The organism is Thermohalobaculum sediminis (assembly GCF_023487995.1).
Taxonomy (GTDB): Bacteria; Pseudomonadota; Alphaproteobacteria; order Rhodobacterales; family Rhodobacteraceae; genus Thermohalobaculum; species Thermohalobaculum sediminis.
In genome coordinates this window covers 160,802-186,546 of sequence record NZ_JAMFKN010000001.1, presented here as the reverse complement: position 1 = coordinate 186,546, position 25,745 = coordinate 160,802, and the positions used below count along the sequence as shown (strand labels likewise).

General features: G+C 71.9%; 22 protein-coding genes and 1 pseudogene. 5 read left to right on the top strand and 18 right to left on the bottom strand.

Features of this window, described 5'->3' with window-relative positions; all coding sequences use genetic code 11:
* Positions 1–141: 141 nt before the first annotated feature.
* The 4 genes from shc to hpnC are packed head-to-tail and all read right to left on the bottom strand — an operon-like array spanning position 142 to position 5,166.
* Positions 142–2,115, bottom strand: a complete 1,974-nt coding sequence (gene shc, locus M1105_RS00845) for a squalene--hopene cyclase (RefSeq protein WP_249578450.1) — start codon at positions 2,113–2,115, stop codon at positions 142–144.
* A gap of 45 nt (positions 2,116–2,160) precedes the next feature.
* The gene (gene hpnE / locus M1105_RS00840) at positions 2,161–3,417 is read right to left on the bottom strand and encodes a hydroxysqualene dehydroxylase HpnE (protein ID WP_249578449.1); all 1,257 of its coding nucleotides are present in this window, start codon (positions 3,415–3,417) and stop codon (positions 2,161–2,163) included.
* Positions 3,410–4,309 (bottom strand): squalene/phytoene synthase family protein, encoded by a 900-nt coding sequence (locus M1105_RS00835; protein WP_249578448.1) that lies wholly within the window; start codon positions 4,307–4,309, stop codon positions 3,410–3,412. The genes hpnE and M1105_RS00835 overlap by 8 nt, the downstream gene beginning before the upstream one ends.
* Entirely contained in the window at positions 4,306–5,166 is an 861-nt protein-coding gene (gene hpnC / locus M1105_RS00830; protein ID WP_249578447.1) for a squalene synthase HpnC, read from the bottom strand. Before hpnC ends, M1105_RS00835 begins: the two co-directional genes overlap by 4 nt.
* Before the next feature lie 135 nt (positions 5,167–5,301).
* Here hpnC and M1105_RS00825 point away from each other — a divergent pair, with 135 nt between their 5' ends.
* Positions 5,302–6,459 carry a glycosyltransferase gene (locus M1105_RS00825; protein ID WP_249578446.1) on the top strand — a complete coding sequence of 386 codons (1,158 nt, stop codon included), beginning with the start codon at positions 5,302–5,304 and terminating at the stop codon, positions 6,457–6,459.
* A 9-nt stretch (positions 6,460–6,468) separates the two neighbouring features.
* Here M1105_RS00825 and M1105_RS00820 read toward each other — a convergent pair whose 3' ends face one another.
* The 7 genes and pseudogenes from M1105_RS00820 to hemB all read right to left on the bottom strand — a co-directional run bounded on the left by M1105_RS00820 (position 6,469) and on the right by hemB (position 13,491).
* Entirely contained in the window at positions 6,469–7,452 is a 984-nt protein-coding gene (locus tag M1105_RS00820; protein WP_249578445.1) for an NAD-dependent epimerase/dehydratase family protein, read from the bottom strand.
* Positions 7,449–8,462: a strictosidine synthase family protein gene (locus M1105_RS00815; protein ID WP_249578444.1), complete on the bottom strand. Its 1,014-nt coding sequence runs from the start codon at positions 8,460–8,462 to the stop codon at positions 7,449–7,451. Before M1105_RS00815 ends, M1105_RS00820 begins: the two co-directional genes overlap by 4 nt.
* Positions 8,459–9,556, bottom strand: a complete 1,098-nt coding sequence (locus tag M1105_RS00810; RefSeq protein WP_249578443.1) for a sulfotransferase family protein — start codon at positions 9,554–9,556, stop codon at positions 8,459–8,461. Before M1105_RS00810 ends, M1105_RS00815 begins: the two co-directional genes overlap by 4 nt.
* A 54-nt stretch (positions 9,557–9,610) precedes the next feature.
* A complete protein-coding gene (locus M1105_RS00805) occupies positions 9,611–10,735 on the bottom strand; it encodes a pyridoxal phosphate-dependent aminotransferase (RefSeq protein ID WP_249578442.1) in 1,125 nt (374 codons plus the stop codon).
* Positions 10,736–10,925: 190 nt separating this feature from the next.
* Positions 10,926–11,207: a DUF4242 domain-containing protein gene (locus M1105_RS00800; RefSeq protein WP_249578441.1), complete on the bottom strand. Its 282-nt coding sequence runs from the start codon at positions 11,205–11,207 to the stop codon at positions 10,926–10,928.
* Positions 11,208–11,326: 119 nt separating this feature from the next.
* A pseudogene (locus tag M1105_RS00795) lies at positions 11,327–12,423 on the bottom strand (PQQ-dependent sugar dehydrogenase).
* 72 nt (positions 12,424–12,495) lie between these two features.
* Entirely contained in the window at positions 12,496–13,491 is a 996-nt protein-coding gene (gene hemB, locus M1105_RS00790; RefSeq protein ID WP_249578440.1) for a porphobilinogen synthase, read from the bottom strand.
* Between the two features lie 65 nt (positions 13,492–13,556).
* On the opposite strand from hemB, the gene M1105_RS00785 reads away from it, so the two are divergent.
* Positions 13,557–14,624 (top strand): enoyl-CoA hydratase/isomerase family protein, encoded by a 1,068-nt coding sequence (locus tag M1105_RS00785; RefSeq protein ID WP_249578439.1) that lies wholly within the window; start codon positions 13,557–13,559, stop codon positions 14,622–14,624.
* A 108-nt stretch (positions 14,625–14,732) separates the two neighbouring features.
* Here the strand turns inward: M1105_RS00785 and M1105_RS00780 are convergent, their stop codons facing one another.
* Complete coding sequence (locus tag M1105_RS00780; RefSeq protein WP_249578438.1) at positions 14,733–15,209, bottom strand: hypothetical protein; 477 nt, start codon at positions 15,207–15,209, stop codon at positions 14,733–14,735.
* Between the two features lie 136 nt (positions 15,210–15,345).
* Between M1105_RS00780 and mfd the strand changes: the two genes are divergently transcribed.
* A complete protein-coding gene (gene mfd, locus M1105_RS00775; RefSeq protein ID WP_249578437.1) occupies positions 15,346–18,807 on the top strand; it encodes a transcription-repair coupling factor in 3,462 nt (1,153 codons plus the stop codon).
* 348 nt (positions 18,808–19,155) lie between these two features.
* On the opposite strand, the gene M1105_RS00770 is transcribed toward mfd, so the two are convergent.
* Positions 19,156–19,335, bottom strand: coding sequence for a hypothetical protein (locus M1105_RS00770; RefSeq protein ID WP_249578436.1), 180 nt, complete (start codon positions 19,333–19,335; stop codon positions 19,156–19,158).
* Between M1105_RS00770 and M1105_RS00765 the strand changes: the two genes are divergently transcribed.
* Positions 19,322–20,104 carry a bestrophin-like domain gene (locus M1105_RS00765; RefSeq protein WP_249578435.1) on the top strand — a complete coding sequence of 261 codons (783 nt, stop codon included), beginning with the start codon at positions 19,322–19,324 and terminating at the stop codon, positions 20,102–20,104. The genes M1105_RS00770 and M1105_RS00765 overlap by 14 nt on opposite strands.
* Here the strand turns inward: M1105_RS00765 and M1105_RS00760 are convergent.
* A complete protein-coding gene (locus M1105_RS00760) occupies positions 20,092–21,144 on the bottom strand; it encodes a trans-3-hydroxy-L-proline dehydratase (protein WP_249578434.1) in 1,053 nt (350 codons plus the stop codon). The genes M1105_RS00765 and M1105_RS00760 overlap by 13 nt on opposite strands.
* A 159-nt stretch (positions 21,145–21,303) precedes the next feature.
* Between M1105_RS00760 and M1105_RS00755 the strand changes: the two genes are divergently transcribed.
* Positions 21,304–22,293 carry a glutathione S-transferase family protein gene (locus tag M1105_RS00755; protein ID WP_249578433.1) on the top strand — a complete coding sequence of 330 codons (990 nt, stop codon included), beginning with the start codon at positions 21,304–21,306 and terminating at the stop codon, positions 22,291–22,293.
* A gap of 33 nt (positions 22,294–22,326) precedes the next feature.
* On the opposite strand, the gene M1105_RS00750 is transcribed toward M1105_RS00755, so the two are convergent.
* The 4 genes from M1105_RS00750 to M1105_RS00735 form a co-directional block, all read right to left on the bottom strand.
* Complete coding sequence (locus M1105_RS00750; protein ID WP_249578432.1) at positions 22,327–22,818, bottom strand: hypothetical protein; 492 nt, start codon at positions 22,816–22,818, stop codon at positions 22,327–22,329.
* Positions 22,815–23,471: a DsbA family oxidoreductase gene (locus tag M1105_RS00745; protein WP_249578431.1), complete on the bottom strand. Its 657-nt coding sequence runs from the start codon at positions 23,469–23,471 to the stop codon at positions 22,815–22,817. Before M1105_RS00745 ends, M1105_RS00750 begins: the two co-directional genes overlap by 4 nt.
* Positions 23,472–23,549: 78 nt before the next feature.
* Positions 23,550–25,112, bottom strand: coding sequence for a class I adenylate-forming enzyme family protein (locus tag M1105_RS00740; RefSeq protein ID WP_249578430.1), 1,563 nt, complete (start codon positions 25,110–25,112; stop codon positions 23,550–23,552).
* Positions 25,113–25,188: 76 nt separating this feature from the next.
* Positions 25,189–25,665 (bottom strand): arsenate reductase/protein-tyrosine-phosphatase family protein, encoded by a 477-nt coding sequence (locus M1105_RS00735; RefSeq protein WP_249578429.1) that lies wholly within the window; start codon positions 25,663–25,665, stop codon positions 25,189–25,191.
* Positions 25,666–25,745 lie beyond the last annotated feature (80 nt).

Genomic DNA, 25,745 nt, shown 5'->3' with positions numbered 1-25,745 from the left:
CCCGGCTCGGTCTATTCGGCTCTGCAAGGCGCCATCCCCCACCCTCGCCCCGCCCCACGACGGGGAAGGGCGCGCCCGGCCGCCGGCCGCGGGGCACGCGCGAAGTGTCCGGCCGTTGTCGTGGGCCGGATCGCGGGGCTCTCAGATGCCCCAGCGCACCTCTCGGTCGTTCGAGGCCATGACGTTCTCGTAGCGGCCCATCGCCCAAAGCGGGAAGAAGGCCGCGTAACCATGATACTTCAAATAGAAAACTTTGGGAAATCCTGTTCCGGTCCAGTGCGCCTCCTGCCAGCGCGGCCCGTCCTCGTCATGCGGCGCGGTGGCGAGCCAGTCGATCCCGCGCGTCACCGCGTCGCTCTCGGTCTCGCCGGCCGACATCAGTCCCAGAAGCGCCCAGGCCGTCTGCGAGGCGGTCGAGGTGCGCGCAAAGCCAGCTCCCCAGTCCTCGTAGCTCTCCAGCCCCTCGCCCCAGCCGCCATCGGCGCGCTGGCGCCCCTTCAGCCAGGCGACCGCGCGGCGCACATAGGGCTGGCCCATGTCCTCGCCGGCGGCGTTCAGCGCCACCAGTGCCGACCAGGTGCCATAGATGTAGTTCGCGCCCCAGCGGCCGAACCAGGAGCCGTCGGCCTCCTGCTCGCGGCGGATGAAGCCCACGCCCTTGCGGATCACGTCCGCATAGCCCTCGCGGTCGACCTGCGCGAGGCAGCCCACGCAGCGCGCCGTCACGTCCACCGTGGGCGGATCCAGCAGCGCGCCATGGTCCGCGAAGGGGATCGAGTTGAGGTAGTAGTGCTCGTTCTCCGGATCGAATGCCCCCCAGCCGCCCGAGCGCGACTGCATCCCCACGATCCACTCGCAGGCGCGCGCGATGTTCTCGGCATAGCGCTCGGGGTCGGCGCGGTGCATCGCCAGCACCACCACCGCGGTGTCGTCCACGTCCGGATAATCGGGGTTGTCGTACTGGAAGGCCCAGCCGCCGGGCCGCAGGCCGGGCCGGCGCACCGCCCAGTCGCCCACATGGTCGAGGATCTGCTTGCCCGCGAGCCAGTCGAGTGCCGCGATCAGCCGCGGGTCGTCCTTCTCGCCGGTCTCGAGGAAGGCGTGGGCTGCCAGCGCGGTGTCCCAGACCGGCGAGACACAGGGTTGCAGATAGATCTCTTCACCCCGCTCGATTACCAACTTTTCAATGGCTTCTCGCGCGATCCTCATGTGCGGGTGGTCGTCCGCGTAGCCCAGCACCCGCAGCGCCATCACCGCGTTCGCCATGGCGGGATAGATCGCGCCCAGCCCGCTCTCGCCGTTGAGATGGCTGATGGTGAACTCCTCGGCCTTGCGGATCGCCCGCTCGCGCAGCCCCTTGGGGAAATGCGGCTCGGCGGTCTGAAGCGCGCGGTCGAGCAGCAGGAACATCTCGCCGATCCGGCTGCCGGTCGGGTTGATCTGCCACTTGCGCTGCTGCTCGGGCGGCACGACGAACAGCTCGCGGATGTCGCGCCCGGTGGGGTTCGCGGCGCTTGCGCGCTTGGCGTAGAGGATCAGCAGCGGCGTCAGCACCGTGCGCGACCAGTAGGCGATCTTCGACATGTGGAACGGGAACCATTCCGGCATCAGGATCGCCTCGACCGGGATGCAGGGCATCCCGTGCCACGGGATCTGGCGGTAGAGCGCCATCATGATCCGGGTGAACACGTTGGCCTTGGCGGCGCCCCCTTGTCCCAGCAGCCAGGACCGCGCGCGCGTCATGTGCGGCGCGTCGATGTCGTCGCCGATCAGCTTGAGCGCCCAGTAGCCCTTGACGGTGGCCGAGATGTTGCCCGCCCCGTCATGGAACAGCGGCCACGATCCGTCCGCGTTCTGCACCGAGCGGATGTAGCGCGCGATCCGCGCCTCGCGCTCGGGGTCGATCTCGCCAAGGAAATGGCGCAGCAGCACGTATTCCGAGGGAATGGTGCAGTCGGCCTCCAGCTCGAACACGATGTGCCCGTCCGGTTTCTGCATGTCCCACAGCCGCCCGGCGCGTTCGGCGATGACCGCCTCACGCTCCGCACGCGAGGGCGCCGCGCCGAGTGCCGCCGCGCCCGCAAGGCTGTCGGCCGAGATCACCGTGTTGTTCATGTCCGTCCCGGTCGTCCCGTTCTGCCTGTCCGTGCCTTCAGCCCGTCATCCCGCGAGTGCGGCCGCGGTCTCGCCCGACCTGATCGCGCCCTCGATGGTCGCGGGAAGGTCCGTATCGGTCGCGTCGCCCGCGAGAAATAGGTTTTCCAGCGAAGTTCTTGCCTTGGCCCGCTTTGCCACAGCTTGGGGCGATTGGTCAAAGGTTGCCCGCTTCTCGATGATGATACGCGCGGCGGTGTGATCGGTTGCCCGCAGTCCCAGCGCCGCGCGGGTCTCGGCCCAGAGCCGGGCGGTCAGCGCCTCGCGGTCGGCCTCGACCAGGCCCAGCGCGTCGGCGGCACTCACCGTCAGGCTGACCACGTCGCCGCGCACGAAGATCCATTGCGTGGTGGCGCCCAGCACGCCGGTCAGCGGTGCGGCGGTCGCAAGCCCGGGGTCATCGACAACGAAATGCGCGTTGAGGATCGCGCAGGCGTCATTGGGCAGGTCCAGTTCCGGCAGGATCGGCTTCAGCCGCGAGGGCGGCAGGGCCAGCACCACGCGGTCGGCCGGGCCCAACGCCTCATCGCCGTCGCTGAAAGCCAGCCGCGTCGCCCGTCCGCCCTCGCGCGCGATCGCCCGCAGCGTGCGGTTGAAGCCGACCTCGACGCCAAGCGCGGACAGGCGCGCGAGCGCGGGCTCGACCAGCGCCGGGCCAAGCCCGTGGGGTGCGAACATCGGGCGCGAGGCGTCGGCGCCCTTGCCGAAGGTCTCGACCAGCACGCGCGCCAGCAGTTGCGCCGAAGCGCGCTCGGGCGTCGTGTTGATCGCGGCGAGCGTGAGCGGCTCCCAGAAGCCGCGCCACAGCGGGCCGCGGCCGCGCACCGCCTCGGCCACCGTCGACTCGGGCCCCGCGCGCAGGAGCGCGAGCGCGCCCAGGTAGTCGCGCAGCCCGGTCCCCGGCACCCGTCGCGAGGGCAGGGCGATCCACCACGGCACCGGACCCCGGTTGAGCCGCACCGTATAGCGCGCCCCGCTCTCGAGGTCGGCGAATGGGAATGCCGCCTCGGGCGCGGGCGTCAGCGCGCCCGGCGCGCCCGCGAGGCTCAGATAGTCGCGCACCGAGCGGTTGCCGCTGAGGACAAGGTGGTTGCCATTGTCGATCTGCCGCCCCAATCGGGCGTCGAAGAACGACCGGCAGCGGCCCCCGGCATGGCCCGCGGCTTCCCAGGCCGCGACGCGCCGCCCGGCCGCGGCCAGCCTGAGCGCGGCCGAGAGGCCCGCAAGCCCCGCGCCCACCACATGCACCACGCCCTCAGGCATCGCGGCGCGACCGGGCGGGCGAAAGGACGCAACTCACCCCCGCCAGCAGCTTCGACGGCTTCGAGATCGTGACGCGCGCACGCGCGAAACCTCGCGCCGCCATGCGGTTCAGATACGCCTCGTAGACCCCCATCATCATCAGCGCGGGCGCAAGCCTCAGCCGGTCATGCGCCGCCACCAGCCCCCGCGCGGTGTCGAACTCGGCCCGCGCCAGCGCGCCAAGCTCCGAGCCCAGCGCGGGCAGCGCCGGGTGGTTCACCACGCCTTCGGGCGTCGTCGGCATCCCGTGCTGCTCCAGCATCTCGCGCGGCAGATACAGGCGCCCGAGGGCCGCGTCCTCCTCGACATCGCGCAGGATGTTCGTGAGCTGCAACGCATCTCCCAGAGCCGCGGCAAATCGCTCCGAGACCTCGCCCCGCCAGGCCCCGAAGATGCGCATCGACAGCATCCCCACCGCGCCCGCGACGCGGCGGGTATAAAGCCTCAGCGTCGCCATCGGGGGCGCGACGATGGGGCCGTCGGCGTCCATCTGCATCCCCTCGATCAGCGCGAGGAACTCGGCCTGCGGCAGGTCGTAGCGCGCGACCGGCGCCGCCAGCGCCCGCCCGATCGCCGAGACGGGCCGCCCCGCATAGAGCGCCGCGATCTCTCCCCGCCAGGCGTCGAGCAGGCGGTGCTTGTCGGCCAGCGGCCAGTCCTCGTCGGCGATGTCGTCGATCACCCGGCTGAAGGCGTAGAGCGCCCACATCCCTTCGCGCCGCGCGCGCGGCAGGATCGCCATGCCCGGCCCGAAGGACGAGCCCGCCGCGCGCGTGATCCGCGCCACCTCGGCCGCCGGATCCGGCGCGTCCGAGGGCAGGGGGGCGAGCGCGTCGAGGCCGCCCGCCGTCATCGCGGCGCCCGGTGCGTGGCGGCGCGCCAGAGCCCCGCGGCCAGCCCCCGCGCGAGATCGCCCTGCGAGTGCTTCACCCGCCCGGCCAGCGGGTCCTCGCGCCGCAGCCGGGCGGCAAGGCACCGCGCCAGCCGCTGGATCACCGCGACCTCGGCCGCCAGCCGGCGCGAGCGGATCATGCCCGCCAGCGGCTCGGCCCGGTCGAGCAGGCCGTCGCAGCCGTCGAGGCAACGGTCGATCACCTGCCTCAGCCCGGCCGAGGATTCGAGCGCATCGAGCGCGGTGTCGTCGATCCCGGCTTCGGCCATCCAGTCCTGCGGCAGGTAGACCCGGTCGAGGTCGTGGCGGTCCTTTCCCAGGTCCTGAAGGTGGTTCAGCACCTGCAGCGCCGCGCACAGCGCATCGCCCGGCACACCCGTCCGCGCGTCCTCGCCATGCAGTTCCAGCAGGTAGCGCCCGACCGGGTGGGCCGAGTAGCGGCAATACCCCAGCAACTCGTCCCAGTCGGCATAGCGCGCCTTCAGGGCGTCCTGCCGGAAGGCCACCAGAAGGTCGCGTGCCACCCGGTCGTCCACGCCCGTCGCGGACAGGCTGTCGCGCAGCCGGGTGGCGATCTGGGGCCCCGTGGCGCCGGGCTCGAGCCCCGCCTCGCAGGCGTCGAGCCGGGCGATCTTTTCGGCGGGCGAAAGCGCGCTGCTGTCGGCGATATCGTCGGTCCCACGCGCGAAGGTGTAGTAGCGCATCACATGGGGCCTGAGCCGCGACTCGATCAGGCGCGAGCCGACGGGGAAGTTTTCGTCCTCCGCCCATTTCCCCGAAGGCGCCTCGACCGCCCGGCTGTCCGTCCGCTGATCCATCGCCCTCGTCCGCCTGCCCCGCGCGGCCCGCCCGGGTGGCCGGAACATAAGGGCGAGGCGGGCGGCTGGCAATCTCGCCGCCCCGGCAGGGCCGAGGCTTGCCGCCGCCCGCGCCGCCGCGTATCGCTGTGAGCCATGCTGCTCGCCCTCGCAATCCTCGCGGTCGCGGTCTGGCTCGGGCTCCTCATGGGGCGCGGGGCCTTCTGGTGCGCCGACCAGCGGCTGCCGGATGCGCCGGAGCCAGCGGCCTGGCCGGTGGTCGCCGCCGTGATCCCGGCGCGCGACGAGGCCGCGTCGATCGGCGCCGTCATCGGCGCCCATGGGGCAACGCGCTATGCGGGCCGGTTCTCGATCACGCTGGTCGATGACGGGTCGACCGACGGCACCCGGGCCATCGCCGCGCGCGTGGCCGAGGGCACGGCCCGGCCGGTCCGCATCCTCGCCGGCGCGCCGCTCGAGCCGGGATGGACCGGCAAGCTCTGGGCGCTCGAACAGGGCGTGCGCGCTGCGCTCGCGGCCGAGCCCGAGACCGATTACCTGCTGCTGACGGATGCCGACATCCTGCACGACCCCCGCACGCTCTCGCGCCTCGTCGCGCTGGCCGAGGCGCGGGGGCTCGCGCAGGTGTCGTTGATGGCGCGGCTCGACGCCCGCGGGGTCTGGGGCGGGCTGCTGATCCCTGCCTTCGTGTTCTTCTTCCAGAAGCTCTACCCGTTCCCGCTGGTCAATGATCCTGCGTCGCGGGTCGCGGGGGCTGCGGGTGGCTGCGTGCTGGTCCGCCGCTCGGCGCTGGCCGAGATCGGCGGCATCGGGGCGCTGATGGATGCGCTGATCGACGACTGCACGCTGGCCGCGCTGGTCAAGCGGGGCGCGGGGCGCAAGGCGATCTGGCTGGGACTCGCGGACACCGAGGTCGTGTCGCTGCGCGACAACCGGCGGCTCGGCTCGATCTGGAAGATGGTGCGCCGCACTGCCTTCGTGCAGCTTGGCCGGTCCTGGATGATGCTTGCGGGCGCGACCGTGGGCATGGCGGTGACCTATCTCGCGGGGCCGCTCCTGGTCCTTCTGCTGCCGCTGCACGGCGAGGGCGGCGCGGCGGCGCTGGGCGCGGTCGCATGGGCGCTGTCGGTGGTCGCGTATCTGCCCACGCTGCGGCTCTATGGCGGCGACGAGGCGCGGGCGTTCGCGCTGCCGCTCGCGGCCGTTTTCTACATGGCGATGACGATCGATTCGGCGCTCGCACACCTGATCGGGCGGGGCGGGGCATGGAAGGGGCGCACATATCCGGGGTGAGGCCCCGGCTCACAGATGCCCCTGTGCCCGAAGCCAGCCGATGGCATCATTCAGCGCCGCCTCGACGGGCGGGGGCGCAAAGCCGAGTTCCGCCCGGGCGCGGGCATTGTCGAACCGCACCCGCCGCGCGGCAAGCCGCACGCCCGTCAGCGGCGCCTTCGGGGGCCTGCCGGTCACGCGCGAGATCGCCGTCTCGATGCGCCCCGCCGCCAGCGCCAGTGCCATGGGCACGTTCGCCTTCGGCGGCTTGACCCCGGCGAGGCGGGTGACCATGGCGGCGACCTCGCGCATCGGCAGGTCCTCGCCCGTCAGCAGGTAACGCCGGCCCGTCGCGCCGCGCTCCAGCGCAGCGACGATGCCGTCGGCCAGCGCGCGCGCGTCGATCAGGTTCAACAGGCAGTCGATCAGCGCGGGCGTGCGACCGGCGGCAAGGTCACGGATCATCGCGGTGGGCGGCGTCAGGCGATGGTCGCCCGGCCCCACGGGCGCCGAGGGCAGCACCATCAGCGCGTCCACCCCGCTGGCCGCGGCCTCGGCCACGCGCAGCTCGGCCAGCCGCTTGGATCGTGGATAGGGGCCCAGCATCTCGCCGGGCGCAAGCTCGACGCCCTCGTCGAGCACGGTGCCGTCGCATGAATCCCGCCCGACCAACGTCACGAAGCTCGAGACGTGGACGACGCGCGCGCCCTCGCGTGCCGCCGCCTCCAGCACCCGCGCGGTGCCCTCGACATTGACCAGGTCGTAGTCGCCCGGGGCGCGGGTCCACAGATGCGCGATCGCGGCCGCATGCACGATGGCCGAGGCCCCGCCGGCCGCGCGCCCGAGGGAGGAGGCGTCGAGCACCGAGCCCTCGATTCGTGCGACGCCCTCGGGCAGGGCGGCGGGGAAGCCGAAGTCGAGCGCTCGCACCTCGCGCCCCGCCGCCGTCAGCCGCGCGACGACATGGCCGCCGACGAAGCCACCCGCCCCGGTGACGAGGACCGGGCCGCTCATCCACCCGCCCCGCAGACCATGAGGCCGCGGTCCAGCGCCGAGCCTGCGATCACCGCATCCCCGCTGACCGCCGCGACCGTGGCGCCCGAGAACAGCCGGCCCTCGGGGTCGTCGAACAACACCTCGACCGTGCCCGCCGGGGGGTCGATCAGCGCGAGCCGTGTCGGCGCCCGCCCCGCAATCCCCCAGAGATAAAGCGCCTTTTGCAGCAGGTCCGGGTGAAGCGCCGCGGCGATCCAGCCGTCGGGGGCGGGCGTCAGGTTGTCGGGCCCGCCCGGCAGGCTGATGACGCCGCCGGCCAGGTCGGTGACGCGCGCGCCCCGCGTCTCGGCGACCAGGAGGTCGAGGCCATCGGCCACGATGCCGTTCGGGAACGACAGTTCGTCGTGCAGCGTCTCGGCCGTGCCTGCGCCGGTGCGGATGCCGACGATCCGCCCGGTCCGGCTTCCCGGCACCAGGTCGGCTATCGCCACGCCGCAGTCGCCGCGGTCCATCGTGACCGCAAGATCGGTGCCGACGAAGGCGAGATCGTTCGCCCGGCAATAGGCCTCTCCGCCCAGTTTCCCCTCGGCCCGGAAGCCGCCGGGACCGAGCCGCCCCCAGACAATCTCGGCCGCCCCCGGCGCGGGCCGGTTGACATAGGCGAGCCACCCGCCCGAGGCATCGACGGCGACGCCATGCGGCCGAAGCGGCTGGGCCACCCCTGCGAGGGGGAGGGCTTCGACCGGACCGCCGCCCGTCAGCCGCGCGAGATCGGCGACGAACAGGCCGCTGCGCGCGCCATCCGCGGCGTGCCGGTCATCCGCCGACAGGATCGCCCGCCCGTCGGGGAGAAGGGCGATGTCCTCGATGCCCACGAGCGCGCCGATGCCCTGCGCCGTGACCTCGACCCTGCGGCAGTCGGCGGCCGTGAAGCGCGCCTCGACCGCCGCGGGTGGCATGCCCAGCCACAGCGCGGTCAGCACGACGGCGAGAAGCGGCAGACTGAGGGCGAGCACGACGCGATTCACGCCGCGCGCCCCGGCAGCGGCGGGCGGGTGTAGCCCCAGCGCGCGAGCCACGGCGCAAGCGCATGCTCGACCGTCTCGATGGCGGCGGCGTCCCCGCGGAAGCTGTTCTTCTCGTAGCCCTCGATGCCCGCGAGATAGCTGCGCGCGCGCGGCGCCAGCAGCTCGAAGCCCGGCAGGTCCAGCGTCTCGTGGACCTCGGCCAGCACGCCCATGGGGTCGACGTCGAGCCGGGCATAGGGGATTTCGACGAACTCGGGGGCCTCCCAGCCCTCGGTCTCGGCCACGAAGACGCGCATCATGCGGTCGTAGACGCGCAGGATGGTGGCGTCGATATCGATCTCAGGGGGAATGTCCTGCAAGGCCATCACGCTCAGCAATCTGCGATAAAAATTCCGCATCGACAGAAAGACTTCATGCGGATTGCGGTGGATGTGGATGAACTTCGCGCCAGGGAACAGGCGGCGCAGCATCGCCGGGCGCGCGGTGTAGACCGGGTTCTTGATCAGCAGCGGCCGGCCCTGATCGCGCGCGAGCTTGCGCATGAAATAGGTGAACGTCCCCGCCCATTCCTCGATCTCGGCGGGCGAGCAGCCGTCGAAGAACAGGCCCCGGTCGATCATCCGGTCGAAGGCCCGGGGAAAGTAGATGCCGTGGTAGAACGAGAGCGGCGACATGTTCGCGATCGCGATCTCGTCCTCCTGCGGGCTCGTCGGCGTCACGGGGATGTTGTCGATGTAGCGCGTCGCGGGCAGTTGCCGCTCGAGCAGCGGTCGCAGGAGGCGCGCGAGGCCGAACATGTCGTGCGGCAGGCCCACCGCCACGGGCGGCACATAGCCCCACGCGCCGAGGCTCATCAGGTTGTAGAGATGCGTCGTCCCCGACCGCCAGTGGCCCAGGATGAAGACGGGCGGCGCCATGTCCTCGACCCGCGGCAGGCGCGGGCCGATCAGCGCGCGCTCGGCCAGCGTGAAGGGCAGCCGCCCCAGCGCCGCGCCCCAGATCGCCGCCGCCGTGCCCCAGCGGTCGGGCCGCCCGCCATCCGCGAACACGCGCCGGAGCGTGCCGAGATCAGCGCCGCTGAGGGGATGGGCCATGGGTCGTCCTTTGGGCTCGGTCGGGCGCGAGGCTAGCGGCTGGGGCGGCGGGGATCAACGCAACGCCGCGCGCGCCTCGGCAAGGGCTGCGGGCAATGCCGCTTCGAGCAGCGCAAGATCGTGCGTCCGCCCGCAACTGACCCGGATGCAGCGGTCGAGCGGCGCCACGCCCGGCATCCGTACGAACACGTCGCGCGCGACCAGCCCCCGCAGCACCGCGCGGGCAAGAGCGCCGTCGCCGCCGCAGTCGATGGCGACGAAGTTGGTGGCCGAGGGCAGGACCGCAAGGCCGTTCGCGGCGGCGATGCGGGCGATTTCGGCCCGGCTCGCCTCGACCTCGGCGACCACGCGGGCGAGGTGGCCGCGATCGGCGAGCGCCGCCACCGCGCCCGCCTGAGCGACACGACCCACCCCGAAATGGTTGCGGATGCGCTCGAAGCCCGCGGCGAGGCGCGCCTCGGCGATGGCATAGCCCACTCGCAGCCCCGCAAGCCCGTGCGCCTTGGAAAACGTGCGGAAGCGGATCACCCGCGGGTCGGCGACATCGAGCGCGGGCGCCGTGCCCGCGGGCGCGAACTCGACATAGGCCTCGTCGAGGCAGAGGACGCAGCCCTCGGGGAGGGCGTCGATCAGCCGCTCGACGCCGGTCGCGCCGTGCCACGAGCCCATCGGGTTGTCGGGGTTTGCGAGATAGACCAGCCGCGCGCCATGTTCCCGCGCTGCCGCGGCCAGCGCCTCGGGGTCCTCGGCGTCGCCGCGATAGGGCACGGTGACGAGCCGCGCCCCGAAGCCTGCCACATGGTAGTTGAAGGTCGGGTAGGCCCCGGCCGAGGTCACCACCACGTCGCCCGGATTGGCGAACAGCCGCACGGTGAGCCCGAGCAACCCGTCGATCCCCTCGCCGATCACCAGGTTGGCGGGCTCGACGCCCAGTTCGGCGGCGAGCGCGCCGCGCAGATCGTATGTGCTGGGGTCGCCATACATCCAGGCGTCCTGCGCCGCGCGCGCGATGGCCTCGACGGCCCGGGGCGAGGGGCCGAAGACGCTCTCGTTCGCGCCGATGCGGGCGGCGAAGGGGCGGCCGCGGTCGCGCTCCTGCTGCTCGGGACCGACGAAGGGCACGGTCGCGGGCAGGCCCTCGACGATGCGGGCGAACGGGGGGAGGGGGCGCGTGGTCATGACGGCTGATCTAGCGGCGCCCGGCCCCACCCCGCAAGAGGCGAGAGCGCCGCGGGGCGCGCGCGTGCACGACCCTGCCCGGATCGGCGGGCCGCTCGTCTTCCACGCCGACAGCACCCTGGCCCGCCCTTGGCGAGTCGGGGGATACCTGCCGACGCGGTGGTGACGGGTGCGCCCCGACCGCCGCGCGTCAGCCCGACGCGGTGGTCGGGTCGATCACCTTGCCGATGGGCGTGATCTTCGAGGCGGGGAAGCCGCTCAATTCGGCGTGCTTGTGGATCGCGTCCTCGCTCTCGGCCAGGTAGACGCAGAATGTCTTGTCGTCGGCGACGTAGCTGTGCTGCCACTGCACCTTCGGTGCGAGTTGGGACAGCGCCTCGTTCGACTTGGCGGCGGCGCCCTTGAGTTCGCCGCGATCGAGGCTGCCGACCTTGGGAATGTCACGCTCGATAATGAAACGTCTGAGAGTCATCGGGTCCTCCGACTTGATCGAATGTGCCCCCGCGCCTCGCGCCCCCGACGGGGACTCTGCCTCAACCGCGGCGCGAATGCCAGCGTGCCGGGCGCGAGCGGCCCGCGAGGTGTTCGGTCTCACTCGGCGGGCGTGACCCGGTAGAGCGCGCCGTCGCCTTCGCTGAGGAACCACAGCGCGCCGTCGGGCCCCTCGCGCACGTCGCGGATGCGGGCGAAGGTGCCGCGGAAGAGCCCCTCCTCGGCCACGATCCGGTCGCTCTCGCGGTCGAGGCGCGAGACATAGTCGTCCTTGAGCGAGCCCACGAAGATGTCTCCCTCCCATTCGGGGAACATCCGCCCCGACAGGATCGCCATGCCCGAGGGCGCGATCGAGGGGTCCCAGTAGGTGACCGGCTGCTCCATCCCCTGCTTGTGCGTGCCCTCGCCGATGGTCAGGCCGGAATAGGCCCGGCCGTAGGAGATCACCGGCCAGCCATAGTTCTTCCCCGCCTCGGGGCGGTTGATCTCGTCGCCCCCGCGCGCGCCGTGGGCCACGGTCCAGAGCCGCCCATCCGCGTCGAGCGCCGCGCCCTGCGGGTTGCGGTGGCCGATCGACCAGAGCCCCGGCGCCGCGCCCACCCCGAAATCGGGATTGCCGTCGGGCAGCGAGCCGTCGCGGTTGAGGCGCACGACCTTGCCCATGTGCGTGCTCACGTCCTGCGCCAGATCGGCCTGCCCGCGCTCGCCCAGTGTCACGAAGATCGTGCCATCGGCGTTCTCGACCACGCGGCTGCCGAAGTGGCGCCCGCCCGGAACGGTGGGCGACATGCGGAAGATCACGCGCAGGTCATCAAGCGTCCGCGCATCCTCCGACAGCCGTGCCACCGCCACCGCGGTGCGGGCGCCGCCATCGGCGGGTTCGGCATAGGTGAGGAAGATCTCGCGCGTCGCGGCGAAGTCGCGCGCCGCCACCAGGTCGAGCAGCCCGCCCTGGCCCGAGGCGTAGACCTGCGGTACGCCCGCCACGTCGCGCCGCTGCCATTCCCCGTCGAAGTGCAAGAGCTTCCCGTCGCGCTCGGTGATCAGGAGGCCCCGCCCGGCAGGAAGGCCACCGCCCATGGCGTGTCGAGACCGCCCGCCATCCGCGTGACCTCGACCCGGCCCGCCGAGGTATCGAAGGTCTGGGCAGCGGCCGGAAATGCCATGAGGAGCAAGAGCGCAAGCGCGCGGATCATCGGGTGTCCTCCGTTCAACCTGTCAGGCTGAGATAGGGAAGGACCGGCGAGACGGCCACCCGGCCGCGGCGATCAGCCCCTGAGCGCGCGCGCCGCCTCCATCGCGAAATATGTCAGCACGCCCGAGCAGCCGGCCCGCTTGAAGGCCATCAGGCTTTCCAGCATTCCCACCCGCGGGTCGAGCCAGCCGTTCAGCATGGCGCCCTTCAGCATCGCGTATTCGCCCGACACCTGGTAGGCGAAGGTCGGCACCCGGAACTCGGCCGCCACGCGCTGGCAGATGTCGAGATAGGGCATCCCCGGCTTGACCATCACCATGTCGGCGCCCTCGGCCAGGTCCATGGCGACCTCGCGAAGCGCCTCGTCGGTGTTGGCGGGGTCCATCTGGTAGGTCTTCTTGTCGCCCTTGAGTGCCCCGCCCGAGCCGACCGCGTCGCGGAAGGGGCCGTAGAAGGCCGAGGCATATTTGGCCGCGTAGGTCATGATGGTGACGTTCTGGAACTCGTGCTCCTCGAGCGCGCGGCGCATCACGCCGACCCGCCCGTCCATCATGTCCGAGGGGCCCAGGATGTCCGCCCCGGCTTCGGCCTGCGCCAGCGTCTGGCGCTCGAGCGCCATGAGCGTCTCGTCGTTGACGATCTCGCCGCCGCGCACGATCCCGTCATGGCCGTCCGAGTTGTAGGGGTCGAGCGCCACGTCCAGCATCACGCCCAGCCCCGGCACCTCGGCCTTGACCGCGCGGGTGGCGCGGCACACCAGGTTCTCCGGGTTCCACGCCTCCTCGGCTCCCGGCGTCTTCCGCGCGGGGTCGGTGTAGGGAAAGATCGCGATGGCGGGGATGCCGAGGTCGCGCGCCTCGGCGGCCTTCGCCACCAGCCGGTCGATGGAAAGGCGCTCGACGCCGGGCATCGAGGCGATGGGCTCGGCCCGGTCCTCGCCCTCGATCACGAAGCAGGGCCAGATGAAATCGGCGGGCGTCAGCACGTTCTCCGCCACCATCGCCCTGATCCACGGGGCCTGTCGCAGCCGCCGCGGCCGGGCGGCGGGGAAGGGTGCGGGTTGCAGCATGGCGGGCGTTTCTCCTATTTGTTTGGCCGCAAACTGACACGGGGTCCGAGGGGGCGGCAAGGGGCATGAGCGACGCAGACATCCAGTTCGAGACGCGCGGCAGCCTCGGCCTTGTCACGCTCAACCGCCCGCAGGCGCTGAATGCGCTGACGCACGACATGGCGCTCAGGCTCGAGCGCCAGCTTCTGGCGTGGCGCGAGGACGTCGCCATCGCCGCCATCGCGATCCGCGGGGCGGGCGACAAGGCCTTCTGCGCGGGCGGCGACATCCGGGCGCTCTATGACGCGGGCCGCCCGGGCGGCGAGCGGGGGCGCGCGAATTTCGGCTTCTATGCCGATGAATACCGGCTCAACACGCTGATCAGGCGCTACCCCAAGCCCTATGTCGCGCTGATGGACGGGATCGTGATGGGAGGCGGTGTCGGCGTCTCGATCCACGGCGCGCGGCGCGTGGCGGGGGACCGGACGCTGTTCGCGATGCCTGAGACCGGGATCGGCCTTTTCCCCGACGTCGGCGGCACTTACTTCCTGCCGCGGATGCCGGGCCGGACGGGGATGTTCGCGGGGCTGACCGGGGCGCGCTTCCGCACGGCCGATGCAGTCGCGGCGGGAGTGTGCGACCGATACGTGCCCAGCGCCGACCACGCGGCGCTGATCGAGGCGCTGTCGCGCGTGGCGCCCGGCGCAGGTTCGTTCGGAGCGGTGGACCCCGCGATCGGCACCCTCGCCCGCCCCGCGCCGGGCGAGACCCCGATCGCGGATGCCCGTCCCGCCATCGACCGCTGCTTCGCCGGCGAAAGCGTCGAGACGATCCTGTCCGCGCTCGACGCCGAGGGCGGCGAATGGGCCACGGCGCAGGCCGCCGCGATCCGCGCGAAGTCCCCCACCTGCACCCGCATCGCCCATCGCCAGATCCGCGAGGGCGCGGGCCTCGACTTCGAGGACTGCATGCGGCTGGAATACCGCCTCGCGCGGTTCTGCATGACCCAGCCCGATTTCTACGAGGGCGTGCGCGCGGTCATCATCGACAAGGACAATGCGCCGAACTGGCAGCCGGCCACGCTGGCCGAGGCCGACGAAGCCCATGTGGCGCCGGGCTTCGCGCCGCTGGGGGTGGAGGAGCTTGTGCTCTGAGCCCCAGTGGCTGCGGCAGCGCCCGCGCAGCGAGGGAAGACGGCGCGGGACCCTGATCCCCCCGGAGGTCCCGCGCCGGAGCCGTGGCGGCTCCCTCCCGTCCGCCTGTCAGTTGCAGGCGGGTCCGCGCGCCTCGATGACCGTGGCGCTGACGATGGTGTCGGCCGCGGGCGGGCGGTAGTCGATCAGTCCGTCTGCCGGAACGGGCGCCGAGATCACCTGATACCAGGTGCGCGACGACCGCGCGCCGGCCTCGCCACCTCGGCGATAGCCGATCTCCAGCCGGACGCGCTCGACGCCGCCGGCGCCGGACAGGCGGATGCCTTCGCCCGCGGCCCGTGCCTCGGGCCGGCAGCCCTGCGCCAGCGCCGGCAGGGCAAGCAGGGCGGCCGCGACGAGGCAGCAGGCGGCGACGAGGATGCCCCTCCTCCGGCCGCGCATCGGCCCGATGGGCGCGACGATGACGGGCGGAGCGCCGCGCCGGCGCCGGGTGGGCGCGGGCAGCGGCAGGTCGTCCGACAGCGGACGGGGCAGTTCGGTGGGCGCGGACCCGCGTCGCGTGTCGGTCCTGCATCCGGCGGGCATCTCGAAGGTCTCCTCTGCGATGGTCGGTCGGCTTGTCCGCGCATTCTGGCCGAATCGCGCTCGCCGCGATGTGAGGATTGATTCACCCCGGCCGTCCCCCTTGCGGCGTCGCGGGCTTCGCGTTACCTGCCGCGCCATGAGCACGCACGGGGAACTCGCCCCGGGCGCCGTCACCATTGGCGGCGCGCCCGAGGGACATGACGCGCGGCTGGTGGCGGACCTCGTCGCCCGCGCGAAGGGGCCGGTCATTCACGTCGCCCGCGACGATGCGCGCGCCGCCGCGATGGCCGAGGCGCTGGCGCTGACCGCCCCCGGAATGGCCGTGCTGAGCTTCCCGGCATGGGACTGCCTGCCCTATGACCGCGTCTCGCCCAACCCCGAGATCCTGGCCGCGCGGATGGCCACGCTTGCGGCGCTGGCGCATGGCTGGGACGCGCCCTCGGTGGTGATCGCGACGCTGAGTGCGGCGAGCCAGAAGGTGCCCCCGCGCGAGACGGTGGCGGCCTCGAGCTTCACCGCCGGCGTGGGCCGCCGCGTCGATGTCGAGGGACTGGTGGCCTGGCTTGCCCGCATGGGCTTCAACCGGGCGTCCACGGTGATGGAGCATGGCGACTTCGCCGTGCGCGGCGGCATCATCGACATCTTCCCGCCGGGGGCGGAATACCCGGTGCGGCTCGACTTCTTCGGCGACGTGCTGGAAAGCGCGCGCCGCTTCGACACCGAGACCCAGCGCACGGTCGAGAAGATCAAGCGCGTCGAGCTGGCTCCGGCCGCCGAGATCGTGCTGGACGAGCCCTCGATCCAGCGCTTCCGCACCCGCTACCGCGAGCTCTTCGGCGCGCCGCGGCTCGACGACCCGCTCTACACGGCGGTGTCGGAGGGGCGCAAGCACCAGGGCATGGAGCACTGGGTGGCGCTGTTCCACGAGCGGGTGGAGACGCTTTTCGACTACCTGCCCGGCGCGCCCGTCACGCTCGACCACCAGGTGGGCGAGGCCTTCGCCGCGCGCCTCGCGATGGTCCGCGACCACCATCAGGCCCGCGTCGAGACGGGCGAGAGCGCGCCACGGGGCGAGAGCCCCTACCGACCATGCCCGCCCGAGCTTCTCTATCTCGACGACGCGGCGTGGCAGGCCGCGCTCGCGCCCCGGCCGGTGCGCATCTTCAGCCCGCATCGCCTGCCGACCGGCCCCGGCGTCATCGACGCGGGCGGCCGGCCGGGCCGATCCTTCGCGGCCGAGCGCCAGCAGGAGGGCGTCAACCTGTTCCGCGTGCTGGCCGAGCATGTGCGCGACCGGATGCGTTCGGGTCCCGTGGTGGTCGCCAGCTATTCCGAGGGCGCGCGCGACCGGCTGCGCGGGCTGCTGGAGGATCACGGCCTCAAGGACGCGGCGCTGGTAGCCGACTGGCGCGAGGTGAAGCCGGGGCTGAACCTGATGGTCTGGGGGCTCGAGCAGGGCTTCGTGACCCCCTCGGCCACCGTCATCTCGGAACAGGACGTGCTGGGCGACCGCCTGGTGCGCCGCCCGCGCCGCGCGCGGCGGGCCGAGAACTTCCTGACCGAGGCGCAGAGCCTGACGCCCGGCGATCTCGTGGTCCATCTCGACCACGGCGTCGGCCGCTATCTGGGGCTCGAGACCATCACGGCGATGGGCGCGCCGCATGAATGCCTCGCGCTCGAATACGCCGGCGGCTCGAAGCTCTACCTGCCTGTCGAGAACATCGAACTGCTCAGCCGCTACGGGCAGGAGGCGGGCGAGCTCGACCGCCTCGGCGGCGGGGCGTGGCAGGCGCGGAAAGCGCGGATGAAGGAGCGCATCCGCGAGATGGCGGAGAAGCTCATCCGCGTCGCCGCCGAGCGCGCGCTCAGGACCGCCGAGCGGCTCGAGCCCGAGCATGGCGGCTATGCCCGGTTCGCGGCGGGCTTCCCCTATCAGGAGACCGACGACCAGCTGCGCGCCATCGAGGACGTGATCGCCGATCTTGGCCGCGGCCGGCCGATGGACCGCCTGATCTGCGGCGACGTTGGCTTCGGCAAGACCGAGGTTGCGCTGCGCGCGGCCTATGTCGCCGCCGCGAGCGGCATGCAGGTGGCGCTGATCGCGCCCACCACGCTGCTCGCCCGCCAGCACGCCCGCGAGTTCGCCGAGCGCTTCCATGGCACCGGGCTTCGCGTGCGCCAGCTCTCGCGCTTCGTCGGCGCGAAGGAGGCGGCCGAAACCCGCAAGGGCCTCGAGTCGGGCGAGGTCGCCATCGTCGTCGGCACCCACGCGCTGCTGGCGAAGGGCGTGAAGTTCTGCAATCTCGGGCTCCTCATCATCGACGAGGAGCAGCATTTCGGCGTCGCCCACAAGGAGCGGTTGAAGGAACTGCGCTCGGACGTCCATGTGCTGACGATGACCGCGACACCGATCCCGCGCACGCTGCAACTGGCCATGTCCGGGGTGCGCGAGCTTTCCGTCATCGCGACACCCCCGGTCGATCGCCTCGCCGTGCGCACCTACATCTCGCCCTTCGACACCGTCACCGTGCGCGAGGCCCTGCTGCGCGAGCACTATCGCGGCGGCCAGTCCTTCTTCGTCGTCCCCCGCATCGCCGACCTGCCCGACGCCGAGGGCTTCCTGCGCGACGAGGTGCCGGAGGTGAAGGTCATCACCGCCCACGGCCAGATGGCGGCGGGCGAGCTGGACGAGCGGATGAACGCCTTCTACGACGGCAAGGCCGATGTGCTCCTGTCCACCACCATCGTCGAGTCGGGCCTCGACATTCCGCGCGCCAACACGCTGATCGTGAGCCGCGCCGACATGTTCGGTCTTGCCCAGCTCTACCAGATCCGTGGCCGGGTCGGGCGCGCCAAGCTGCGCGCCTACGCCTACTTCACCACCGAGCCGCGCAAGCCGATCACGCCGCAGGCGGAACGACGCCTCAAGGTGCTCTCGAGCCTCGACACGCTGGGCGCGGGCTTCACGCTAGCGAGCCACGACCTCGACATCCGCGGCGCGGGTAACCTGCTGGGCGAGGAGCAGTCGGGCCATATCCGCGAGGTCGGCTTCGAGCTCTACCAGGACATGCTGGAGGAGGCGATCGCCCGCATCCGCTCGGGCGAGGCGGGCGCGCCGGTCGATGCCGGCGAGACCTGGGCGCCCACGATCAACCTTGGCGTCCCGGTGCTGATCCCCGACGACTACGTGCCCGATCTCGACGTGCGGCTGGGGCTTTACCGCCGCCTCTCGAACCTCGAGAGCCGGGCCGAGATGGAGGGCTTCGCAGCCGAGTTGCACGACCGCTTCGGCAAGCCGCCCGCCGAGGTCGAGACGCTGCTGCGCGTGGTGCGCGTCAAGACGCTGTGCCGGCGCGCGGGCATCGCACGGCTCGACGCGGGGCCGAAGGGGGCGACCCTCCAGTTCCGCGACGACCGCTTCGCCGACCCGGCGGGCCTGGTGGCCTTCCTCCAGGCCGAGCGGGGGCTCGCCAAGATCAGGGACAACAAGCTGATCATCCGCCGCGACTGGAGCGAGGAGGCCGATCGCGTCAAGGGCGCCCACAACATCGCGCGCGACCTCGCCAAGATCGTGGCGGACGCAAAAAAGGCGGCGTGACCGCCGCCTTTCTCAAGGTCTTCAAAGACGTCCGCCAGGCGCGCCGGGGCGCCGGGGCCCGCCTCGCGTCAGCTTGCGACGAAAGCGGGAAGTCGCGGCGCCGGTTGTGCCGCGCGGTTGGCGCGGCGCTCCTCGACCCATCGGTGCGCCGGACAGGCGTGCACAGCCCGCCCATCCGTTGTCTCGGTCTTGGACCTGCGTCTGTCGAGCGTCTTTGCATCACGCCCGGGAGTGGCGGCGGATGTGCGAGTCCGGTTGTCGGAACCGACCATGTCGTCCTCCCATGTCTGAAGTGGCGGCACAGGATAGCGCCGCCGGTCACGATCTATGCACAAATGTGACGGGAGATCACGTCTTGACATGGAGTTTTTTTACTTGCCCGCGCCAGCGCGCTTCACGCGTCCGCTGGCGCCGAACCGACAGGTAATCTAGCGTTTTACCCGGTGCGGCGGATTTGATGCCGCCCGACGGTCGCAACGGGAAGGTCTCCCACGCCCTTTGGAGCGTGACATCCATGGTCGAATTCATCGATCTGCCCCTTTGGCTGATCTACCTTGCCAGTGTCGTTGTCTTCATTGCCGGCGCCTTCGTCGGCCGGCTCTGCAGTCGCCGGACGACGGCCGGAGGACCAGCCGTGCCGAGCGTGGCAACGCTGCATTCCGCGGTCCTTGGCATGCTTGGCCTGATGATCGCCTTCACCTTCGCCATGGCGCTGACCCGGCACGAGGCGCGCCGCGCGTCTGCGATCGAAGAGGCGAACGCCATCTCGACCGCCGCGCTCCGCGCGCGTCTGCTGCCCGAGCCGCATGCCGCCGAAAGCCTCGCGCTCCTTCGCGACTATGTCGCGCTGCGAGTCGAGATCTCGCGCCCGACACCAAGGCGAAGCGATCTGGCGGAGCAGGTCGCGCGCTCCGGCGCGCTGCAGGAAAGCCTTTGGCGGCAGGCGATCGCGGTCGCGGAAGTCGACGACCGCCCGGTTCCGACGGGGGCCTATATCGCCGCGCTGAACGTGATGTTCGATCTCCAGACCGCCCGGCTCGCGGCGCATTTTTCCCATATCCCGGCCGTCGTCTATCTCGCGATCTACCTGATCGGCGCCGTCTCGTTCGGGTTCACCGGATATGCGAACCGCGTCGAGGGACATGGGCTGAGGGTGTCGACGGGGCTCATGGCGCTGATGATTGCCGCGGTCATCCTGCTGATCCACGATCTCGACCGGCCCGGCAGGGGGTTCATCAGGGTAGACCGCCAGCCGATGATAGATGTCGCCGCGACGATCGCGGACTATCGGGCCTGACGCCCGGCCGCTCCGATCCTCGGCCATGTATCCGAAAGCCTGTAGCCCGCGGGCCACGGGTCTGCGGGGTCCAGCATGTGCTGGTGGATGCCGGTCACCCAGGCCCGCCCGGAGACCGAGGGCAGGATCGCAGGCTTGCCCGCGACGGTCGTCGTCCCTTCGATGCGGCAATGGAACTCCGAGCCGAGGATCGAGACGCCGCGGAACGCCTCGCCCAAGGCAAGCCCGCCACGCGCGTGCAGGACTGCCATGCGCGCCGAGCAGCCAGTGCCGGTGGGCGAGCGGTCGAGCTTGCCGGGCTGGATCGCCACGGTATTGCGACCCGTCCTGACGCCATCGACGGTCTCGACCGGGAGCGTGATCTGGCAGAACGAGATGTGGTCCCATTCGGGGTTCTCGGGATGACGGAAGCCAAGCTGCTCGTTCGCCGCCGCGGTGATGCGGATGCCGGTCTCGGCCAGCTCGCGCGCCTCGTCGGGCGCTAGCGAAAAGCCCAGCACGCGCGCGTCCGCGATCACGAAGCTGTCGCCGCCATAGGCCGTGTCCACCGTCAGCGTCCCGAGGCCCGGGACCTCGAGCGCCGCGTCAAGGCGGTCGGCGAAGGACGGCACGTTGCGCAGCGTGATCCGCTCGACGCGGCCGTCGCGGCACGCGGCGCGGATCTCGACCAGCCCCGCGGGTGCTTCCAGATGCAGCACCGTCTCGGGCTCGGTCATCGGAACGAGGCCCGTTTCCAGCACCACCGTCGCCACGCAGATCGAGTTCGAGCCCGACATCGGTGGCGTGTCCTCGGGCTCCATGATGATGAAGGCCGCGTCCGCCCGCGGGTCCTTTGGCGGTACCAGCAGATTGACATGGCGGAACACGCCGCCGCGCGGCTCGTTCAGGACGAAGGCGCGCAAGCGCCCGTCGCGGGCGATCCAGCGCGACTGTTCCCAAAGCGTCGCGCCCGGCGGCGGGGCCACGCCGCCGACGATGACATCGCCGACCTCGCCCTCGGCATGGGCCGAGACGACATGGATGATCTTCGAGGCGCGCATCGCCTTCCCCCTTCCGGCCCTTCGACTGGCGCGCAGGATCGACGGGGAATTGCCGGGCGCGCAACGGTCTTTTTCCGGCGTCGGGGTTCACCACGCCGGCGGCGTGACTAGGTGGATGGCAGGCGGCACCGGGATCGCGCGGCAGGAGGGAGACGGAGGATGGGACTGCTCGTCGAAGGAGAATGGCGCGACCAGTGGTACGATACCGGCAAGTCGGGCGGCCGCTTCGTGCGCGACACGGCGAAGTTTCGAAACTGGGTGACGCCCGACGGCGCGCCCGGCCCCTCGGGCGAGGGCGGCTTCGCGGCGGAAAGCGGGCGCTATCACCTCTATGTCAGCCATGCCTGCCCGTGGGCGCACCGGACCCTGATCTTCCGCCGGCTCAAGGACCTCGAGGCGCATGTCGGCTTCTCGGTCGTCCACCCGCTGATGAAGGCGGACGGCTGGACCTTCGCCACCGATTTCGACGGCGCGACGGGCGACACGCTGATGGGCAAGCGGTTCCTGCGCGACGTCTACCTGGCGGCGAACCCCACCGCGTCGGGGCGTGTGACCGTGCCGGTGCTATGGGACCGCGAGCGCGCCACGATCGTCTCGAACGAATCGTCCGAGATCATCCGCATGTTCAATTCGGCCTTCGACGGGATCACCGGCAACCGGCTCGACTTCTACCCCGAGGCCCTGCGCGGCGAGATCGACCAGCTCAACGAACGGATCTACGACACGGTCAACAACGGCGTCTACAAGGCCGGGTTCGCGACCACGCAAGGCGCCTATGACGAGGCGGTGTCGGCGCTGTTCGAGACGCTCGACGCGCTCGATGCGCGACTTGCCACGCGCCGCTATCTCGCGGGCGAGCGGCTGACCGAGGCCGACTGGCGGCTGTTCACCACGCTGATCCGCTTCGATGCGGTCTATGTCGGCCACTTCAAGTGCAACATCCGCAGGATCGCCGATTATCCTGCCCTGTCGGGCTATCTGCGCGATCTCTGGCAGCATCCCGGCATCTGCGGCACGGTGCGGATGGACCACATCAAGTTCCACTACTACGCCAGCCATGCCAGCGTGAACCCGACGGGCATCGTGCCGATGGGGCCGGAACTCGACCTCGACAGCCCGCACGGCCGCGACCGGCTGCCCGCGGCCTGACGCCACCGCGCCGCGGGGCAGGGCGGTGCGATGTCAGAAGGCGGCGAGGCCCGCGACCATGGCGATGACCAGCACGAAGTTGAGCGCCACGAACCACAGGTGGCTGTCGCGCAGCCGCTTGTGCGCGATCGTCATCTGCTCGGGGGTCGCGGCCTCGCTCGCGACGACGCGCGCCACGGCCTCGCTGACCCTGAGCCGCGCTGGCTCGATCTGGACGACGAAGACCCCTGCGATCACCAGCAGCAGGGCATAGTTGGGAATCCGGCCCGCGTCGATCAGCACGAGGCCCGCGACCAGGGCCGCGATACCCATCAGCATGACCACGAAGAACCGCGGCCCGGCTATGAAAGGGTTGCGCAGGCGCGCCTCGGCCTCGTCGCGCGTGATCTGGGCGGTCCGGCACAGATAGGGGCAGCGAAGCCACTTCACCGTCGCGCCGATGCCGTGCAGCGCGATCAGCCCCACGGCGCCCCAGACCAGCGGGTCGTTGCTGGCCTGGTCGAGGGTGTCGACGAGCATCTTCATCGTGCGGCCTCCGTCATCCTTGCATCGAGGGCGGCGAGCTCGGCGATGATCCGGCCCCAGGTGTCGCTCTCCTGCGCTCCCTGCACCACGTGGCGTCCGCCGATGACGAAGCAGGGCACGCCGGTCACGCCCATCTGCCGCGCCTCGGCTTCCTCGGCTTCCAGTTCGGCGCGATCCGCGTCTCCGGCCAGCAGGTGGCGCAGGATCGCGGCGTCCATGCCGCAGGACGCGCCGATCTGCACCAGCGTGTCGTGGTCCGAGATGTCCTGGCCGTCATGGAAATAGGCCCGGAAGATCGCGTCGGCCACGCGCTGCTCGGCGCCCTCGGCGGCGGCCCAGCGGATCAGGCGGTGGGCGTCCAGCGTCTGTGGCGCCCGGCCGATCCGGTCGAGGTCCCAGTCGATCCCCTCGGCCCGCCCGGCGGCGTCGACCGCGCCGTAGACGCGGGCCGTGCCGGCGGGACCGCCGAACTTCGCGTCGAGATAGGCGCGGCGGTCCATCCCCTCGGCCGGCATGTCCGGGTTGAGGCGGAACATGCGCCAGACGATGCGGAAGGGATTCGAACGTGCCGCCGCCAGCGCGCGGTCGAGCCGCACCTTGCCGATGTAGCACCACGGGCAGACCGGGTCCGAGATGATGTCGAGCTGAATCATGGCTCCAAGGTAATCGCCTGGCCCTCGCCGCGAAAGGGGCGCACGATTCCGTGATCGGGTCTGTGATCCGCCGCGCGCTCAGGTCCGGTCGCGCCGGTGTGCAGCCACCAGCGCGCGGCGCTGCAGCTTGCCGTTCGGGCTGCGGGGCAGGCTCTCCACCGCGATCCACAGCTTCGGGGCCTTGTAGGGCGCGAGCGTCGCGGCCGCGTGCGCCGCCAGCGCCTCGTCGCCAGGCCAGTGGCCCCTCGGCACGACGAAGGCCGCGATCAGCGCGAGGTCCGCGCGCACCGGCAGCTCGGCCACCGCCACGTCGGCGACGCCGGGGTGCCGGGCGATGGCCTCCTCGACCTCCTGCGGCGCGACGCGGTAGCCCAGCGCGTTCATCACTTCGTCGGCGCGGCCCAGATAGGTGATGTAGCCATCCGCGTCCATCGCGGCGCGGTCGCCGGTCAGGAACCACTCGCCCCGCATCGCCGCCGCCGTGGCGGCCGGGTCGTTCCAGTAGCCCAGCATCAGTCCCGGGTCGCGGCGCGAGACCGCGAGCAGCCCCGGCTCGCCGACCGCGACCGGCGCGTCGCCCGCCCCGTCCTCGGCCAGGATCGCGACCCGGCGCCCGTCCTGCGGCCGGCCCGAGGCGCCCGGGCGCGGCGGCGCCGAGGGCGAGGACGAGATGTAGGTCGAGACCTCGGACATCCCCAGCGCCTCGTAGAGCGGCTTGCCCGTCGCCGCGCGCCATTCGGCCGCCACCGCCTCGGGCATCCGCTCGCCCGCCGTGAGGCCATGGCGCAGGCCCGCGAAGTCCCCGCCCAGCCCCCCGGCGCCGCGCAGCATCTGGCGGTAGACGCCCGGCACCGCCGCGAAGATGCTGGCGCCATGCGCACGCGCCAGCCGCGGCCAGACATGGGCATCCCGCGGCCCGGCATAGATCAGCGTCGAGGCCCCCGCCGCCCAGGGGTCAGTCAGGCCCGCGCCCAGCGTGTAGGTCCAGTTGAAGGCCCCGGCATGGAGCACGGTGTCGGCCTCCGACAGCCCGTACCAGCCCTGCCACATCATCCGCCGGGCATGGGCCGAACGCTGCGCGTGCAGCACGCCCCGCGGCTTGCCCGAGGTGCCCGAGGTGTAGATCATGAAGGCGGGGTCGTCGGCGCCGGTGTCCTCGATGTCGCCCGGCGGCGTCGCGCGCAGTTCGTCCCATGCCGGCGGCGGCAGCGGCGTCACCCCCTCGGGCAGCCGGACGGCGAGGTCGTCCGAGACGGCGGCGAAGCGCGGCCGCATGTCGCCCAGAAGCGCGTCGAACTCGCCCGCCGTGAGCTGCGAGGACGTGGGCACCGCCACGCCCCCCGCCGCGATCGTGCCGAAGAACAGGATCGGGAAATCCGAGAGATTCCCCACCCTGAGCGCCACCCGATCGCCGCGCGAAAGGCCGGCCGCGCGCAGCCCGGCCGCGGTCGCGCGGATCGCGCGGTCGAGATCGGCGTAGCTCCAGGCCTCGGCCACCGCGCCGGTGGCGTCGCCCAGCACCCTCAGCGCAAGCTTGTCGGGGGTCCGCCCGGCGGCGCCGAGCACATGGCGCGCCATGTTGAATCGCGCGGGGAAGGGCGGCGGCGGGCCCATGTCGAACAGGCTGTCGTCGGGGATCATCGCGGCTCCCGTGAGTGTGCGCCGCACCCTGTCACGTGCCGCGGCCCGGCGCAATCCGCCGAACGGCGCCGGCCGCTCAGCCGCGCCCGATGGCGCCCAGCCGCTCGGCCAGTTCGTCGCGTGCGAGCCGCTCGAGGGGCAGGGCCAGCGCCGCGTTGATGCGCGCCGAAAGGCGGTGATAGGCCAGCGCGAAGGCCAGCGCGCGCTCGCCCGGCGTCGCGGCCAGCGGCTCGTCCATCGGCCAGTCGACCGCGACCGGCCGGCCGGGCCAGGTCGGCGGCAGTTCGGCCGCCACGGCCGGACACAGCGTCAGCACGATGTCGAGCGGCGGCGCGCCGGGGCCCGCGAACTCGGCCCAGCCCTTCGAGCGCAGCCCGCCAACCGGCAGACCGCGCGCGGCGAGGCAGTCGAGCGTTGCGCGCGCCACCACCCCGGCCGGGTTCGATCCGGCCGAGAAGGCTCGCACGCGCCCCCCGCCATCGCGGTTCAGGATGGCCTCGGCCAGAATCGAGCGCGACGCGTTGCCGGTGCAGAGGGCGAGGATCGTGATCATCGGGGCGCGGCCGGGGTGGCGGGATGTGCGCCCCAGTCATCGCCCAGCCCGTCATCGCGCGCAAGCCGCCGCGGCGCGCG